At 55.1% G+C, this 17,176-nt stretch carries 14 protein-coding genes; all 14 read right to left on the reverse strand.

What is annotated here, in order from left to right:
* Positions 1-25: 25 nt before the first annotated feature.
* The 14 genes from nuoN to lrhA all read right to left on the reverse strand — a co-directional run bounded on the left by nuoN (position 26) and on the right by lrhA (position 16,534).
* Positions 26-1,483 (reverse strand): NADH-quinone oxidoreductase subunit NuoN, encoded by a 1,458-nt coding sequence (gene nuoN, locus L977_RS11990; RefSeq protein ID WP_014884632.1) that lies wholly within the window; start codon positions 1,481-1,483, stop codon positions 26-28.
* A 6-nt stretch (positions 1,484-1,489) separates the two neighbouring features.
* Complete coding sequence (nuoM, locus tag L977_RS11995; RefSeq protein WP_014884633.1) at positions 1,490-3,019, reverse strand: NADH-quinone oxidoreductase subunit M; 1,530 nt, start codon at positions 3,017-3,019, stop codon at positions 1,490-1,492.
* Between the two features lie 76 nt (positions 3,020-3,095).
* The gene (gene nuoL / locus L977_RS12000; protein ID WP_047625815.1) at positions 3,096-4,937 is read right to left on the reverse strand and encodes an NADH-quinone oxidoreductase subunit L; all 1,842 of its coding nucleotides are present in this window, start codon (positions 4,935-4,937) and stop codon (positions 3,096-3,098) included.
* Positions 4,934-5,236 carry an NADH-quinone oxidoreductase subunit NuoK gene (nuoK, locus tag L977_RS12005; RefSeq protein WP_003861496.1) on the reverse strand — a complete coding sequence of 101 codons (303 nt, stop codon included), beginning with the start codon at positions 5,234-5,236 and terminating at the stop codon, positions 4,934-4,936. The genes nuoL and nuoK overlap by 4 nt, the downstream gene beginning before the upstream one ends.
* Positions 5,233-5,787, reverse strand: coding sequence for an NADH-quinone oxidoreductase subunit J (nuoJ, locus tag L977_RS12010; protein ID WP_008500212.1), 555 nt, complete (start codon positions 5,785-5,787; stop codon positions 5,233-5,235). The genes nuoK and nuoJ overlap by 4 nt, the downstream gene beginning before the upstream one ends.
* A gap of 10 nt (positions 5,788-5,797) precedes the next feature.
* Complete coding sequence (gene nuoI, locus L977_RS12015) at positions 5,798-6,340, reverse strand: NADH-quinone oxidoreductase subunit NuoI (protein ID WP_003861491.1); 543 nt, start codon at positions 6,338-6,340, stop codon at positions 5,798-5,800.
* Positions 6,341-6,353: 13 nt separating this feature from the next.
* Complete coding sequence (nuoH, locus tag L977_RS12020; RefSeq protein ID WP_008500211.1) at positions 6,354-7,331, reverse strand: NADH-quinone oxidoreductase subunit NuoH; 978 nt, start codon at positions 7,329-7,331, stop codon at positions 6,354-6,356.
* Positions 7,328-10,051, reverse strand: a complete 2,724-nt coding sequence (gene nuoG, locus L977_RS12025) for an NADH-quinone oxidoreductase subunit NuoG (RefSeq protein WP_047625816.1) — start codon at positions 10,049-10,051, stop codon at positions 7,328-7,330. Before nuoG ends, nuoH begins: the two co-directional genes overlap by 4 nt.
* A 54-nt stretch (positions 10,052-10,105) precedes the next feature.
* Complete coding sequence (nuoF, locus tag L977_RS12030) at positions 10,106-11,443, reverse strand: NADH-quinone oxidoreductase subunit NuoF (protein WP_006811381.1); 1,338 nt, start codon at positions 11,441-11,443, stop codon at positions 10,106-10,108.
* Positions 11,440-11,940 (reverse strand): NADH-quinone oxidoreductase subunit NuoE, encoded by a 501-nt coding sequence (gene nuoE, locus L977_RS12035; protein WP_014884636.1) that lies wholly within the window; start codon positions 11,938-11,940, stop codon positions 11,440-11,442. Before nuoE ends, nuoF begins: the two co-directional genes overlap by 4 nt.
* Before the next feature lie 2 nt (positions 11,941-11,942).
* Positions 11,943-13,745: an NADH-quinone oxidoreductase subunit C/D gene (gene nuoC, locus L977_RS12040; RefSeq protein WP_156118170.1), complete on the reverse strand. Its 1,803-nt coding sequence runs from the start codon at positions 13,743-13,745 to the stop codon at positions 11,943-11,945.
* Between the two features lie 89 nt (positions 13,746-13,834).
* Complete coding sequence (nuoB, locus tag L977_RS12045; protein ID WP_003861482.1) at positions 13,835-14,509, reverse strand: NADH-quinone oxidoreductase subunit NuoB; 675 nt, start codon at positions 14,507-14,509, stop codon at positions 13,835-13,837.
* A 15-nt stretch (positions 14,510-14,524) separates the two neighbouring features.
* Positions 14,525-14,965: an NADH-quinone oxidoreductase subunit NuoA gene (nuoA, locus tag L977_RS12050; RefSeq protein WP_014171000.1), complete on the reverse strand. Its 441-nt coding sequence runs from the start codon at positions 14,963-14,965 to the stop codon at positions 14,525-14,527.
* A gap of 630 nt (positions 14,966-15,595) precedes the next feature.
* Positions 15,596-16,534, reverse strand: a complete 939-nt coding sequence (lrhA, locus tag L977_RS12055) for a transcriptional regulator LrhA (protein WP_014884638.1) — start codon at positions 16,532-16,534, stop codon at positions 15,596-15,598.
* Positions 16,535-17,176 lie beyond the last annotated feature (642 nt).

Raw genomic sequence — 17,176 nt, forward strand, 5'->3', positions numbered from 1 at the left:
GAACATCGAGGCGGGTTTTTTGTTTTTACATCAACGGCATCGCTCGCTGCACGATATCAATCAGCGGCTGCGGATAGATACCGAAGATCAGCACCAGCAGGGCTGAGATAAGCACTACGATACCACCGGCGCTGTACTGCCAGTTAGATGGCGCATCGCGGTTGAGCTGCTGAGGCGCGCTCAGGTAGAGGCTCACGGCAACGCGCAGGTAGTAATAGAGACCAATCGCGGAACCGATAACCACACCGGCAGTCAGCCACCACAGGTGTGCCTGCACACCGACGGCCAGCACGTAGAATTTACCGATAAAGCCCAGCGTCATCGGGATACCCGCCAGAGAGAGCATCATCACGGTCATCACCGCGGACAGGATCGGACGGTGCCAGAACAGACCACGGTAAGAGAACAGTGAGTCGGCATCCGGGCCACGGTATGGGCTGGACATCAGGCTCACCACGCCGAAGGCGCCGAGGCTGCTGAACAGGTAACCGGCCAGATACACGCCCACGGCTTCCATCGACATTTCACCGCTCTGCAGCGCAATCAGCGCCACCATCAGGTAGCCCAGATGAGAGATGGATGAGTAGCCCAGCAGACGCTTGATGTTGGTCTGGCTCAGCGCCATCAGGTTACCAAAGATGATGGAGACGAACGCGATGATGCCCAGCACCACGCGAACCGCTTCACTGTCACCCACCGGCGCGTACAGGAACAGACGCATGACCACACCGAAGATAGCGATTTTGCTCGCTGTCGCCAGGAAGGTCGACACCGGCGCAGGCGCGCCCTGGTATACGTCTGGTGTCCACAGGTGGAACGGAACCAGTGAGAGTTTAAAGCCAAGGCCTACAATCATCATGCCCAGCCCCGCCAGCAGCAGCGGCTCGTGGAGCATGCCGTCGCCGAGGCTCTTGCCGAGCGCCATGAAAGAGAGGTTACCGGACTGTGCGTACAGCAGCGCAATACCAAACAGCAGGAACGAGGACGCAGCAGCAGACAGGATGGTGTACTTGATGCTTGCTTCCAGAGAGCGCTTTTGACGGAAGGCGTAACCAATCAGACCGAACAGCGGCAGAGAGATCAGCTCAATACCGAGGAACAGCGCGGCCAGATGGTTAGCATTCGCCAGCAGAATGCCGCCCAGCGCGGCAATCAGAACCAGCAGATAAAACTCTTCTTTGTTGTCGTTGTAGCCTTCGAGCCATGGGTACGCAAAGGTACAGGTCGCCAGGCTCGCCAGCAGCACCAGACCGGTGTAGAGCATGGCATAGCCGTCAACGCGCATCAGCGGCGTGACGTCCATCGCACCGCCCTGGCCAACAAACCAGAGAGAGACTAACGCGGCGTTCAGGCCGATGACCGACAGCGTGGCATTCAGGAAGTGATTGCGTCGCCACGCAATGGAGAGCATCACAACCACCACCGTCAATCCGACGATCAGCAGCGGTAGCAGCGCAATCAGTTGTTGTGGAGTTATTGTCATGGCGATTTACGGCCTTGTAGTAGAAGCAGAATTAACAAACCACTGCTGGATGTTGCCCATCGCACTGTGCGAGGTATCCAGAATCGGCTGCGGGAAGAAGCCCAGCAGCACCAGCAGTACGACCAGCAGCAGGATGATGAACAGCTCACGCAGCGACATCCCCGGCAGTTCTTGTGCAGCAATTTCGCTCTTCGCTTTACCGAAGTAAGCGCGGTGCAGCATCGCCAGCGAGTAGACGGAAGCGAACACCAGACCAAAGGTGGAGATCACGGTGATCACCGGCACCACTTTGAAGCTGCCGAACAGAATCATAAATTCGCCGACGAAGTTACCGGTGCCTGGCATCCCCAGGGTGGCAACCGCGAAGAACATGGAGAGCGCTGGCAGCCATTTAATTTTGCTCCACAGACCGCCCATCATGCGCATGTCACGCGTGTGCAGACGTTCGTACAGCTGACCACACAGGATGAAGAGGCCGGCAGCGGACAGACCGTGTGCAATCATCTGGATCACCGCGCCCTGGTACGCCAGCTGGCTGCCGGTGTAGATGGCAATCAGCACGAAGCCCATGTGGGAAACGGAGGTGTAGGCAATCAGACGCTTGATGTCGTACTGCGTGAAGGCCATCCAGGCACCGTAGAAGATACCGATCACACCGAGCCACATGGCAATCGGGGCAAACTCAGCGGACGCATTCGGGAACAGCGGCAGCGCGAAACGCAGCAGACCGTAGGCCGCGGTTTTCAGCAAGATGCCCGCCAGGTCAACGGAACCCGCCGTGGGTGCCTGAGAGTGCGCGTCTGGCAGCCAGCCGTGCAGCGGAACCACCGGCATTTTCACCGCGAATGCGATGAAGAAGCCCAGCATCAGCAGGTATTCAACGCCGTGCGACATCGGGGTTTTCAGCAGATCTTCGTAGTTGAAGGTCCAGATGCCCGTCGCGTTATGGTGAACAAACACCAGCGCCAGAATGGCAATCAACATCACCAGACCGCTCGCCTGGGTGTAGATGAAGAACTTGGTCGCCGCCGTGATACGCGTTTTACCGTCGGATGCCTTGTGGCCCCAAAGCGCGATCAGGAAGTACATCGGCACCAGCATCATCTCCCAGAAGAAGAAGAACAGGAACATGTCGATGGCAAGGAACACGCCGATCACGCCGCCCAGGATCCACATCAGGTTCAGGTGGAAAAAGCCCTGGTATTTTTCGATTTCTCGCCAGGAGCAGAGTACCGCCAGAACACCGAGCAGACCGGTCAGCACCACCATCAGCAGCGACAGACCGTCAATCGCCAGGTGGATGGTGATACCGAAACGTGGGATCCAGGGCAGGATGAACTCAGACTGCCACTGCGGGATGCCCGCAGACTGGGTCAGTGAGTAACCGCCCTGCAACCACAGTTGCAGGCCAAGCGCGAGCGTCAATCCCATGGTGATCAGCGCGATCCAGCGCGGCATCTTCACGCCAAAGCGTTCAGTCTGCCAGCACAGGAAGCCGCCGATGAAGGGAATTAATATTAGCCAGGGTAGTAACATGGCGATTTACATTCCTTTTTAAGGCCCCCAGCAGGGGCCTGATTTTCAACGAATTCGAATAAAATTCACTTAACGATCAACGCAACACCATCAGCAGCGCCAGCACGACAACCGCACCGATGCTCATGGACGCCACATACCAGCGCAGGTAACCGTTCTCGCTGTACAGCAGGCCTTTACCTGCAAAGCGGGAGAGGATCGCCGGGATATTCATCAGGCTGTTCAGTGGGTCGCGCTTCAGCAGCCACGCGATGCCAAGGAACGGCTTAACGAAGATCATGTCGTACAGCCAGTCGAAGCCCCACGCGTTGTACCACCAGGTGCCCAGCAGACGGCCAGGCGCGCTGTTGGCAACGGCGGTCACCAGCGTGCGTTTGCCCAGCCACAGCCATGCCGCAATCAGGATGCCCGCAATAGCGACCACACCGGAAGTGATTTCAAGCGTCAGAACACGACCGTGCTCAAGCTCGGTGGTGTCTGGCAGTACGCCCTGCAGCGGCGGCACAATCATTGCGCCAACGAAGGTGGACAGTACCAGCAGCACAATCAGCGGCAGGTGGTGGGTAATCCCCTTCCCTGCGTGAGCGTGAATTTGTTCTTTACCGTGGAATACGATGAAAATCATACGGAAGGTATACAGGGAGGTCATGAATGCACCGACCAGACCCGCAACCATCAGATTGATATGACCATTCGCCATGGCACCCGCAAGGATTTCGTCCTTACTGAAGAAGCCCGCGGTGATCAGCGGCAGTGCCGCCAGCGCCGCGCCGCCCACCAGGAAGCAGACATACACCAGCGGAATGGACTTACGCAGTCCGCCCATCTTGAAGATGTTCTGCTCGTGGTGGCAGGCCAGAATCACCGAACCAGATGAGAGGAACAGCAGCGCTTTAAAGAACGCGTGCGTCATCAGGTGGAAAATGGCCGCGTCCCAAGCCTGAACGCCCAGCGCCAGGAACATATAACCAATCTGGCTCATGGTGGAGTACGCGAGAACGCGTTTGATGTCGGTCTGTACCAGCGCAGCAAAGCCTGCCAGCACCAGCGTGACCGCACCGACGATACCCACCAGATGCAGAATTTCCGGGGTCATCAGGAACAGGCCATGGGTACGCGCAATCAGGTAGACACCGGCGGTGACCATGGTCGCGGCGTGGATCAGTGCGGAGACAGGGGTTGGACCCGCCATCGCGTCGGCCAGCCATGTCTGCAACGGCAACTGTGCGGATTTACCCACAGCGCCACCCAGCAGCATCAGCGTTGCCCACCACAGCATGTTGTTGCCTGCAGCGAAGTGCGCTGGCGCCAGTTCCACCATTTCGCGGAAGTTCAGCGTGCCCAGTTCGTTGTAAAGAATGAACAGCGCGAAAGCGAGGAAGACGTCACCCACGCGGGTCACGACGAACGCTTTCATGGCCGCTGCGCCATTCTTCGGATCGGTGTAGTAGAAGCCAATCAGCAGGTAAGAACACAGACCCACGCCTTCCCAGCCCAGATACATCAGCAGCAGGTTATCGGCCAGCACCAGAACCACCATGCTGGCGATAAACAGGTTGGTGTAGGCGAAGAAGCGGGAGTAACCCTCTTCACCGCGCATATACCAGGAGGCGAACATGTGGATCAGGAAGCCAACGCCGGTGACCACGGAGAGCATGGTCAGCGAGAGGCCGTCCAGCACCAGGTTGAAGCCAATGTTGAAATCACCGACCGACATCCAGGTCCACAGCGGCACGCTGAAAGGCTGATGTCCGTTGTTAAAGAAGTCGATCCCCGCATACGCTGTGACCAGCGCAGCCAGACCGATTGAGCCAATGCCCACGGTCGCAGACAGATTCTCAGACCAGCGGCCGCGAGAAAACGCCAGCAGCACGAAGCCAATCAGCGGAAAAATAATGGTTAAGGCAAGCATGTTCATCCACGCAACTCACTTACTGAATCGATGTTCAGATTCTGGCGGCGACGATGGAGCTGCAGCAACAGCGCCAGGCCAATACTCGCTTCAGCAGCCGCGAGGCTGATGGCGAGAATATACATCACCTGACCATCGGTCTGGCCCCAGTAGCTTCCGGCGACCACGAAGGCCAGCGCGGAGGCGTTAATCATGATTTCCAGACCGATCAGCATAAACAGCAGATTGCGGCGGATAACCAGACCGGTCAGACCCAGAACGAATAAAATCGCAGCGAGGATCAGTCCATGTGTTAAGGGGATCATGCGCGCTCCTCCGTTTTTCTTTTCGCGCGGTCGTCAGTGCGGTTGCTCAGCACCTCGCCAGCACGCTCTTCGCGACCAACGTGGAAAGCAACCACCAGGCCTGCCAGCAGCAGCATAGAGGCCAGTTCCACCGCCAGAACGTATGGGCCAAAGAGCGTGATACCCACCTCTTTAGCGCCGATCGGCGTGCCGTCGATGCCCTGATCGTTCACGCCCAGAATGGCGTAAACAATCACAACCAGCATGATGGCCGACAAAATTGCCGGGCCAATCCACACCTGCGGTTTTAACCACTGACGTTCCTGCTCAATTTCAGAGCCGCCCAGGTTCAGCATCATCACCACGAACACGAACAGCACCATAATGGCCCCGGCGTAGACGATGATTTCCAGCGCACCGGCGAAGTGTGCGCCCAGTGCGAAGAACACCCCGGAGATAGCCAGCAGCGAGATGATTAAGTACAGCAGCGCATGCACCGGATTGGTGTGCGTAATCACTCGCAGCGTAGCCAGGATGGCGATAAGGCCACAGATATAAAAAGCGAATTCCATTGCCCTCTCCTTACGGTAACAGGCTCTTGACGTCGATAGGCTTAGCTTCATTCTCTGCTTCGCCCTTATCTTTGCCGTCGATTGCCATACCCGCCATCCGGTAGAAGTTATATTCCGGGTATTTGCCCGGACCGGAAATCAGCAGATCCTCTTTCTCGTACACCAGGTCCTGACGCTTGTACTCACCCAGCTCGAAGTCTGGAGTCAGCTGAATCGCCGTGGTTGGGCACGCTTCTTCACACAGACCGCAGAAAATGCAGCGTGAGAAGTTGATGCGGAAGAACTCAGGGTACCAGCGGCCATCTACCGTCTCTGCTTTCTGCAGAGAGATACAGCCGACCGGACACGCTACCGCACACAGGTTACAGGCAACGCAGCGCTCGGAACCGTCCGGGTCGCGCGTCAGCACAATACGGCCACGGTAGCGCGGCGGCAGATATACCGGCTCTTCCGGGTACATCCGGGTTTCGCGTTTGGCAAACGCGTGCAGGCCGATCATCCAGATACTGCGTACCTGGGTACCGAAGCCTACCAGTAATTCTTTTAAGGTCATGGTCTATAGCCCCTTATGGCTGCTGCCAGAGAATGACAGCTGCCGTTACCAACAAGTTGACGAGCGTCAGCGGCAGGCACACTTTCCAGCCGAAGGACATTACCTGGTCATAACGTGGACGCGGTAACGCTGCGCGAATCAAAATGAACATCATCATGAAGAACGCGGTTTTCAGCGCGAACCAGATGAACGGCGGTAAGAACGGGCCATGCCAGCCACCAAAGAACAGCGTTACCATCAACGCGGAAATGGTGACGATACCGATGTACTCGCCCACGAAGAACAGACCGAACTTCATACCGGAATATTCGATGTGGTAACCGTCGGCCAGTTCCTGTTCGGCTTCTGGCTGGTCAAACGGGTGACGGTGACACACTGCCACGCCCGCGATAGCAAAGGTAATAAAACCAAAGAACTGCGGGATAACGTTCCAGATGTCAGCCTGGTTGTTGACGATGTCGGTCATGTTGAATGAACCGGCCTGCGCCACCACGCCCATCAGGGAGAGTCCCAGGAACACTTCGTAGCTCAGCGTCTGCGCGGAAGCACGCATCGCACCCAGCAGCGAGTATTTGTTGTTACTGGACCAGCCTGCGAACAGGACCGCGTAAACCGCGAGGCCTGCCATCATCAGGAAGAACAGGATGCCGATGTTCAGGTCAGCGACCACCCAGGTCGGGCTAACGGGAACGATAGCAAATGCCAGCAGCAGCGAGGTGAAGGCGATCATCGGCGCCAGCGTAAAGATCACGCGGTCCGAGAAGCGCGGGATCCAGTCCTCTTTAAAGAACATCTTGATCATGTCCGCGACCAGCTGGAGTGAACCACCCCAGCCCACGCGGTTCGGTCCGTAACGGTTCTGGAACAGACCGAGCAGACGACGTTCACCGAAGCTCATGAACGCGCCGCAGGTGACCACCACCAGCAGGATAACAATCGCTTTCAGAATGCTCAGCAGGATGTCGATAAGATCCGGCGTTAACCAACTCATGCTTTTGCCTCCTGCAGATTATCAAGACGCGCACCCGCCAGAACCGGCGCGATGCCTGGCATACCCATCGGCAGACCCACCTGCCCTGCTGTCAGACTTTCAGAGATAATCAGCGGCAGGCTGATGGTCTGGCCGTCATAGCTAAAGGCAATGTTCGCACCCGCGTTAACGCCAAGCTTTGCGGCATCCGCCGGGTTGAGCTTGATGTACGGCTGCGGCATACGGGTCTGGAAGACAGGTGAACGCTGGGACAGCTCGTCGCTACCGAACAGATGGTAGTACGGCGCAATACGCCAGCTACCGTCCTGGGCCTGGAAACTTGCTGGCACGGTCGTGAAGAAATCCAGACCGGTTTCAGACGCTTCAATCAGACGCACGCCCGGATCGCCGTGGCGCAGGGAACCGCCCACTTCAGCCTGGAACTTGTTCCACGCCTGCGGGGAGTTCCAGCCCGGAGCCCATGCGAACGGGATTTGCGAACGCGGCGCAGACGGCTGGTTGTTCCCTTCCATTGAGAAGGCGAACATGGTGTCTTTATCCTGCGGCTGACGCGGTTCGTGTACGCTGATGTTGGCACGCATTGCGGTACGGCCACTGTAGCGGTGCGGTTCACGTGCCAGTTTCTGGCCGCGAATACGGAAGCTTGCTTCAGGGGCTGCATCTTTAATGCCCGCCAGCTGAGGCAGTTTTTCCACCACCGCGTCGATAACGTGGTCAAGCTGCGTCCAGTCCACTTCACGGCTCTGTACGGTGCTGTGCAGGGAGTGCAGCCAGCGCCAGCTTTCCAGCATCACGGTGTTGCTGTCGTAGTACGCCGGATCATAGACCTGGAAGAAACGCTGTGCGCGACCTTCGTTGTTGATAACGGTACCGTCACTTTCTGCGAAGCTTGCCGCAGAGAGCACCAGGTGTGCTTTGTCCATGATCGCGGTGCGCTGATGGTCGATGACCATGACCAGCGGCGCTTTGGAGAGCGCGGCGTCAACGCGAGCGGCAGAAGCATGGCGATGCAGGTCATTTTCCAGCACCACAACGGCATCCGCAGAACCAGACTCCAGTTCGCTTAACGCCGCTTCCAGCGAGCCGCCGCCAATCATACCCAGACCAATGCTGTTCACCGCACGGGCAATCATGGTCACACCAACATCTGCACCACGGCCTTTCAGCGCTTTAGCCACGTTAGCTGCCGCCTGAATGATCTCCGAGCTACCGGCGTTGGTACCGGAAATAATCAGCGGTTTCTTCGCACCTGCCAGGGCCTGAACAATCACGTCAACCTTGTTTTGCAGATCGCGATCCAGTTCAACGGCGGGAGAGTTGTTGTCCAGCGCGTGGGCGATGGCAAAGCCAAGGCGTGCCTGATCTTCAACCGGCGCGCAGTAGGTCCACGCAGCGATATCGTCCAGACGGGTATTGTCGACGTTGGTCACAAACAGAGGATGCTTCGCACGCTGACCAATGTTCAGGATCGCCGCAATCTGCCAGTCAGCCACTTTCTGCGCGGCAGCCATTTCACGTGCTTTTCCTTTCACCGCCTGACGAACCGCCAGAGCCGCGCGTGCGCCGGTCTGAGTCAAGTCTTCACCCAACACCAGAACCGCATCGTAGGATTCAATTTCGCGCAGCGCAGGGGTATGAATACCGCCTTCACGCAGCACTTTCAGAACCAGCTGGAGACGTTCCTGCTCGCCCTCGGCGATGCCGGTATAGAAGTTCTCAGCCCCAACCAGCTCACGCAGCGCAAAGTTGCTTTCGATGCTGGCGCGCGGGGAACCGATACCGATCACTTTCTTAGACTGACGCAGAATATCTGCCGCCCCCTGCATCGCCTGCTCAGCGTTCAGGGTAATGAAGTCGTCGCCACGGCGCTGAACCGGCTGACGCGGACGGTCTTTCAGGTTCACATAGCCATAGCCGAAACGACCGCGGTCGCACAGGAAGTAGTGGTTAACGGTACCGTTGTAACGGTTTTCGATACGACGCAGTTCGCCGTAACGCTCACCCGGGCTGGTGTTACAGCCGAGGGAACACTGCTGGCAGATGCTAGGCGCAAACTGCATGTCCCATTTACGGTTGTAACGCTCGGAGTGGGTTTTATCCGTGAATACGCCAGTCGGGCAAATTTCTACCAGGTTACCGGAGAACTCGCTTTCCAGCGTTCCGTCTTCCGGGCGACCGAAGTAGACGTTGTCATGCGCGCCATACACGCCCAGATCCTGACCGTCTGCGTAGTCTTTGTAGTAACGCACGCAGCGGTAGCAGGCGATGCAGCGGTTCATTTCGTGAGAGATGAACGGCCCCAGATCCTGGTTACGGTGGGTACGTTTAGTAAAGCGATAGCGACGGAAGCTGTGACCGGTCATTACGGTCATATCCTGAAGGTGGCAGTTACCGCCCTCTTCACAGACCGGACAGTCGTGCGGGTGGTTGGTCATCAACCACTCCACCACGCTTTCGCGGAACTGTTTGGCTTCTTCGTCATCAATCGAAATAAAGGTGCCTTCGGTGGCTGGCGTCATACAGGACATCACCAGGCGACCACGCGTGTCTTCCGCGTTTTGATATTGCTTCACCGCACACTGGCGGCAAGCACCGACGCTGCCCAGCGCCGGATGCCAGCAAAAGTACGGAATATCGAGGCCAAGAGACAGACAAGCTTCCAGAAGGTTGTCCGCCCCGTTGACTTCGTATTCTTTGCCGTCTACATGAATCGTAGCCATTAGCATGCTTCCAGTTGGCTCGGTCGTAACCGAGCGTTAATCAAAATTCTGTCTTTACCAGCGTGCTTTCAGCAGGTTCGGCTGAATCCCATTGATAGAATGGGTATTGCTGAACGGCTGCTTGATGCCTGCTTCGAATTCGTCGCGGAAATATTTAATCGCGCTCTGCAGCGGCTCGACGGCACCCGGTGCGTGGGCACAGAAGGTTTTACCCGGGCCAAGGAATCGACACAGTTGCTCAAGTGTCTCGATATCGCCCGGCTGACCTTCGCCGCGTTCGATAGCACGCAGGATCTTCACGCTCCACGGCAGTCCGTCACGGCAAGGTGTACACCAGCCGCAGGACTCGCGGGCAAAGAACTCTTCCAGGTTACGCACCAGCGAGACCATGCCGATCTCGTGGTCGACGGCCATCGCCAGCGCCGTACCCAGACGGCTGCCTGCTTTACCAATGCTTTCGAATTCCATCGGCAGGTCAAGATGGGCTTCGGTCAGGAAGTCTGTCCCTGCCCCACCCGGCTGCCAGGCTTTGAATTTCAGGCCATCACGCATGCCGCCCGCGTAGTCTTCAAGAATTTCGCGTGCGGTGGTACCGAACGGCAGTTCCCAGACACCCGGGTTTTTCACGCGACCGGAGAAGCCCATCAGCTTGGTACCGGCATCCTTACTTGAAGAGATGCCCTGATACCACTCCACGCCGTTGGCGAGGATAGCCGGAACGTTACACAGGGTTTCAACGTTATTGACGCAGGTCGGTTTACCCCATACGCCGGAGCTTGCCGGGAACGGTGGCTTGGAACGCGGGTTCGCGCGGCGGCCTTCCAGGGAGTTAATCAGCGCGGTCTCTTCACCGCAGATATAACGCCCGGCACCAGTGTGCACAAACAGTTCAAAGTCAAAGCCGGTGCCCAGGATGTTTTTACCCAGCAGGCCGGCTTCGGTGGCTTCGGCAATCGCACGACGCAGGTTTTCCGCCGCTTCGATGTACTCACCGCGCAGGAAGATGTAGCCACGGTAGGCTTTCAGCGCAAACGCGGAGATCAGCATGCCTTCCACCAGCAGGTGCGGCAGCTGTTCCATCAGCAGGCGGTCTTTATAGGTGCCCGGCTCCATTTCATCAGCGTTACACAGCAGGTAACGGATGTTCATGGATTCGTCTTTCGGCATCAGGCTCCACTTCAGACCGGTGGAGAAGCCCGCACCGCCGCGGCCTTTCAGGCCGGAGTCTTTCACCGCGTTAACGATGTCGTCCGGCGCCATGCCGCCAAGGGCTTTACGCGCACCGGCATAGCCGTTTTTGCTCTGGTATTCGTCAAGCCATACCGGCTGTTTGTCATCACGCAGACGCCAGGTCAGCGGATGCGTCTCAGCAGTACGAATTACAGTTTTCATTTGTACTGCTCCAGCAGGTCAGGAATCGCTTCCGGCGTCAGATGGCTGTGAGTATCCTCATCAATCATCATGGTCGGCCCCTTGTCGCAGTTACCCAGGCAGCAGGTTGGCAGCAGAGTAAAGCGACCATCGAACGTGGTCTGGCCCGGCTTGATATTGAGTTTCTTCTCAATGGCAGCCTGAATGCCCTGATAACCGGTAATGTGGCAGACCACGCTGTCACAGTAGCGGATCACATGGCGGCCCACCGGCTGACGGAAGATCTGGCTGTAGAACGTGGCTACACCTTCTACGTCACTGGCCGGAATACCCAGCACTTTTGCGATCGCGTAGATCGCCCCATCCGGCACCCAACCACGCTGTTTCTGTACGATTTTCAGCGCTTCAATGGACGCCGCACGCGGGTCTTCGTAGTGGTGCATCTCGTGCTCAATGGCGGCACGCTCTGCGTCACTCAGCTCAAAAGCCTCGGTTTGTGGTTGTTGATTCTCGTGCATAATTAGCGGTCCACATCTGACATAACAAAATCGATACTACCCAGATACACAATCAGGTCGGAGACCAGACTGCCGCGAATGGCGGACGGGATCTGCTGCAGGTGCGCAAAGCTCGGCGTACGCACGCGGGTACGGTAGCTCATGGTGCTGCCGTCACTGGTCAGGTAGTAACTGTTAATACCCTTGGTCGCTTCAATCATCTGGAAGGATTCTTGCGCCGGCATGACCGGGCCCCAGGAAACCTGCAGGAAGTGAGTGATCAGGGTTTCGATATGTTGCAGCGTGCGCTCTTTCGGTGGCGGCGTGGTCAGCGGGTGATCCGCTTTGAACGGGCCTTCCGGCATATTGTTGAGGCACTGCTCAAGGATGCGCAGACTCTGGCGCAGTTCTTCCACTTTCAGCATCACGCGGGTGTAGCAGTCGGAAACACCGCCGCCCACCGGGACCTCAAAGTCGAAGTTCTCATAGCCAGAGTAAGGACGGGCTTTACGCACGTCGAAATCAATACCGGTCGCACGCAGACCTGCACCTGTCGTCCCCCACTCCAGCGCTTCTTTTGCGCCGTAGGCAGCAACGCCCTGGGAACGGCCTTTCAGGATGGTGTTGCGCAGTGCGGCTTTCTCGTAAGAGGCCAGACGTTTCGGCATCCAGTCGAGGAATTCACGCAGCAGACGATCCCAGCCGCGCGGCAGATCGTGTGCCACACCGCCGATACGGAACCAGGCCGGGTGCATACGGAAACCGGTAATCGCTTCCACCAGATCGTAGATTTTCTGACGATCGGTAAAGGCGAAGAAGACCGGGGTCATCGCGCCGACGTCCTGAATGAACGTGGAGATGTACAGCAGGTGGCTATTAATACGGAACAGTTCTGACAGCATTACGCGAATCACGTTAACGCGATCCGGCGTAACGATACCCGCCAGTTTCTCAACGGCCAGCACGTAAGGCATTTCGTTGACGCAACCGCCGAGGTACTCGATACGGTCGGTATACGGAATGTAGCTGTGCCAGGACTGACGCTCGCCCATCTTCTCAGCACCACGGTGGTGGTAACCGATGTCAGGAACGCAGTCGACAATCTCTTCGCCATCAAGCTGAAGAATAATACGGAATGCACCGTGCGCAGACGGGTGGTTCGGACCGAGGTTGAGGAACATGAAGTCCTCGTTTTCGGTACCGCGCTTCATGCCCCAGTCTTCCGGCTTGAAGGTCAGTGCTTCCATCTCCAGATCCTGCTTGGCTTTGGTCAGCTCAAACGGGTCGAATTCGGTTGCACGTGCCGGGTAGTCTTTACGCAGCGGGTGGCCGGTCCAGGTCTGCGGCATCATGATGCGCGTCAGATGTGGGTGGCCGTCGAAGGTCATGCCGAACATTTCCCAGGTTTCACGCTCATACCAGTTCGCGTTCGGGAAAAGTTTGGTGATCGTCGGCAGATGCATGTCGTTTTCAGATAATGCCACCTTGAGCATGATATCCGTGTTGCGGTCTATTGAGATCAGGTGGTAGAAAACGGAAAAATCCGCAGCAGGGAGACCCTGGCGGTGAGTACGCAGACGCTCATCCATGCCGTGTAAGTCAAACAGCATGACGAAAGGTTTTGGCAATTTCTTGAGGAAATCGACCACTTCCAGTAATTGTTCACGCTTCACCCAAACAACGGGTACCCCGGTGCGGGTCGCCTGAACGGTAAAGGCATCCGGCCCAAAACGGTTGCGCAGTTCGCCAATGACGGGGTCATCCAGATGATCCCGTGTCTGCCATGCGGCTTCTTGCGCGGTTAAGTCGGTCATATTGTTCACCATTGCAAATGGTCCGTGGTGACTGTTAAGCCTGGCTTCGCGCTATTTGAGTAGTGATATGCGAAGGTGTTCTCCAGGCCCACAGGCGCAAATTAAATTTCGTCAGGCGTACGCAGGTTGGTGACGGCAATACGTTCACCACGTTTACGCTCGCGCTCAGATTGCATGTTCGCGCGGTAGACACCCTGATCGCCAACAACCCATGAAAGCGGACGACGCTCTTTACCGATAGACTCCTGCAGCAGCATCAGCGCCTGCATATAGGCTTCTGGACGCGGCGGGCAGCCCGGGATGTAAACATCCACCGGAATGAACTTATCAACGCCCTGCACAACGGAATAAATGTCGTACATGCCGCCAGAGTTTGCACATGCGCCCATGGAAATAACCCATTTTGGCTCCAGCATCTGGTCATAAAGACGCTGAATAACAGGTGCCATCTTGGTAAAGCAGGTACCGGCTACCACCATCAGGTCAGCCTGACGCGGGGATGCACGCAGTACCTCGGCGCCAAAACGCGCAACGTCATGCACCGCAGTGAATGACGTCACCATTTCAACGTAGCAGCAAGAAAGGCCAAAGTTGTAGGGCCAGATAGAGTTCTTACGACCCCAGTTGACCATATCGTGCATGGCATGTTCGAGTTTGCCCATGTACACGCTTTTGTTGACTTCTTGCTCCAGGGGGTCGGTTACGATCTCCTGTTTTTGCAGGGGGTAACGGTCATTCTCACCGTTAGGATCTATGCGGGTGAGCGTATAATCCATCTTATTGCCTCGCTGTTACTGCTGACGATTAGAGATACTGTTTTCCGGGTTGATGTGTTCACGACGTGAACGCGCAGGCGTCCAGTCAAGCGCGCCAATACGCACCAGATAAACCAGACCGGCCAGTAACACTAAAATGAAAATTGCGGCCTCGACAAAGCCCACCCAACCACTTTCGCGGATGGAGGTCGACCATGCGAACAGGTAGAGCGCTTCCACGTCGAAGATGACGAAGAACATCGCTACCAGATAGAACTTGGCAGACAGGCGTAAGCGAGCGGAACCTACTGAATCAATACCTGATTCGAAAGGTGTGTTTTTGTGCCTTGCACGGGCGCGACCGCCCAGGAACCAGCCGCCGACTAACATCAGGCAGCACAGGCCAATGGCTACAATAAGAAAGATTGCGAATGCCCAGTGATGAGCGATGACTTCTGTGGATGTTGACATACTCATTGCTTACTCATCAAAAGTGATACCGACGACACTGCTCTTGCTGGCAGATAGGCATCACATCGATTCATGGGGAGGAACAAATAACCTTACACTAACTGTCTGAAATGAGACGTAGACAGCAAAATGATGGGGTTTTTTACTCCTTTCTATAACCTTTTGTCAACTTTAACAAAGGTTTCTTCACATTAAATTACATCGAGCGATTCTCATTAACATTTGGTGCCCTTTAACCCTGGTGGGTACATGACTTTCCGTCAAATGCAGGTTGTTGAATCGTGTCCGTTTTGGAAGTAAAAAAAATAACCCTCCTATTTTGACAGGATTTGCCAACGATTCCTCCCCCCAAATAGGAGTATTTTCTTGATCTGAGACACGCTTTTGTTAATTCAACCAAAAAACCAGCAACATATTTGCTGTTTTTTTAACATCGTTAGGTTATGGATGAAGTTAGAACTGAAAACGAACAAGATTTAAGCAAAAGCATTTATGGCATTGATAAACAGATACTATTTATGAAGCCCCTTCGTCAAATAGGGATAATATTGACATAAAAAAGCCACTGCGTGCGAAAACGACACGAGTGGCTTTTTTTTACACTTACATTTTGTTACCAGAATTTTGAGCGTTTGATCACTCAAAGTCACCTTCAACGATCAGGGAATCATCCCCTCCTTCGGAGGTAACATGCTCGTACTGCCACGGGTTATGGTAGTTTTCCATCGCCTCGAACACCACTTTCGCCAGCTCGTTATGACTGGACGCATTATGGCAAAGCAGATACTCAGTATCTGGCAGCGCAGGAAGACCATCAGATTTACCGAGAACGCGCAGGTCAGGGCTCATCATCTCCACCGGACGGGCCGTTACGCCAAGTCCTGCTTTGACGGCGGCACGCACCGCAGGCAGCGTGGACGCTACATACGCCAGACGCCATGGAATATTGGCTTCATTTAATGCCGTCAGCACCATATCGCGGAAAGGGCTCGGATCGTCCAGTAAAACCAGTGGAACGGGCTCCCCTTTTTGCAACACATATTCAGCCGCGCAATACCAGTGCGTCGGCGATCTGCGCAACGTCAGGCAATCAAACTGCCCGGGACGATGCGTGGTGACCACCAGATCGACCTTATTCTCATTTAACATCTCAACCATAAAAGCATTGCGCTTGACGCTCACATCCAGCGCAAGTTTCGGATAAACCGAACTAATTCGGTTGAGAAGAAACGGTAATATCGTATCCGCTGACTCATCAGATGCCCCTAAGGTTAACACCCCCTGAAGGTTGCTAAACATAAGTGACATACATGCTTCATCATTAAAGCGAAGAATTTTCCTGGCATAACCCAGTAGCTGAATACCGTGTTCCGTTAAGAGCTTATTGCGTCCGTGACGGGCAAAAAGCTCTTTACCGACCAGTTGCTCCAGCCGCTGCATTTGCTGGCTAACGGCGGACTGAGTTCGGCAGACGGCGGCAGCAGCTGCTGCAAAAGTGTTGAGATCGGCGACCGCAACAAACGTTCTCAGCAGATCGAGGTCGAGATTCATTATCGGACGATTTGCATTTATCATATCTATTCACTTTCAGGTTGCTCGTGCGGAGCTGCCCGGGTTGAAGCTGTGTGTGTAGCAGTTAAGCAATTCCCTCTGAAGATTTTCCCTCGCATCCCGGCCCGGCAGACTGCCTGACAGATAGTTATTGTGCTGCTTTATATCAACAGTCAGAAAGCACGTTTCATGACGATATTTTTATTCTCTTAAACGTTCAGGATATTTAGATGTTCGCAGGTTTATGTAAATTACATTAAAGGCGTGACACCTTTTCTGCCATCTTTATCGCAGCGCTGTCAACGTAGCAGGAGATGTTTTACACATTCCAGCCAGAGATAACTCTAACAATAACAATCAATTAAATCGGAAAACCAGTTTCAGATATACAACATTTGGGTATCTTTCATCTGCTTTACCTAAAGACATCTTAACCCAAATCCACTTTATTTATAAGTCTTATTGCAATATTAAGGAGTAAAGCGCTTTGTTAAGGTTCTCAACTAATTTTATTAAAATTAACTAAAGTTGCATTTTGTTGGTTAATAATAAATAAATTTTAATTTCGATTAAGGTCATTCATTAATAACACTTAACATTATTTTCACATGAGTAACTTTTAGCCGCTGCAGGCTATTACTGCAAGATTTTTTCAACACTCAGGTT

This window comes from Enterobacter sp. ZOR0014, from assembly GCF_000798855.1.
Classification (GTDB): domain Bacteria; phylum Pseudomonadota; class Gammaproteobacteria; order Enterobacterales; family Enterobacteriaceae; genus Enterobacter; species Enterobacter kobei.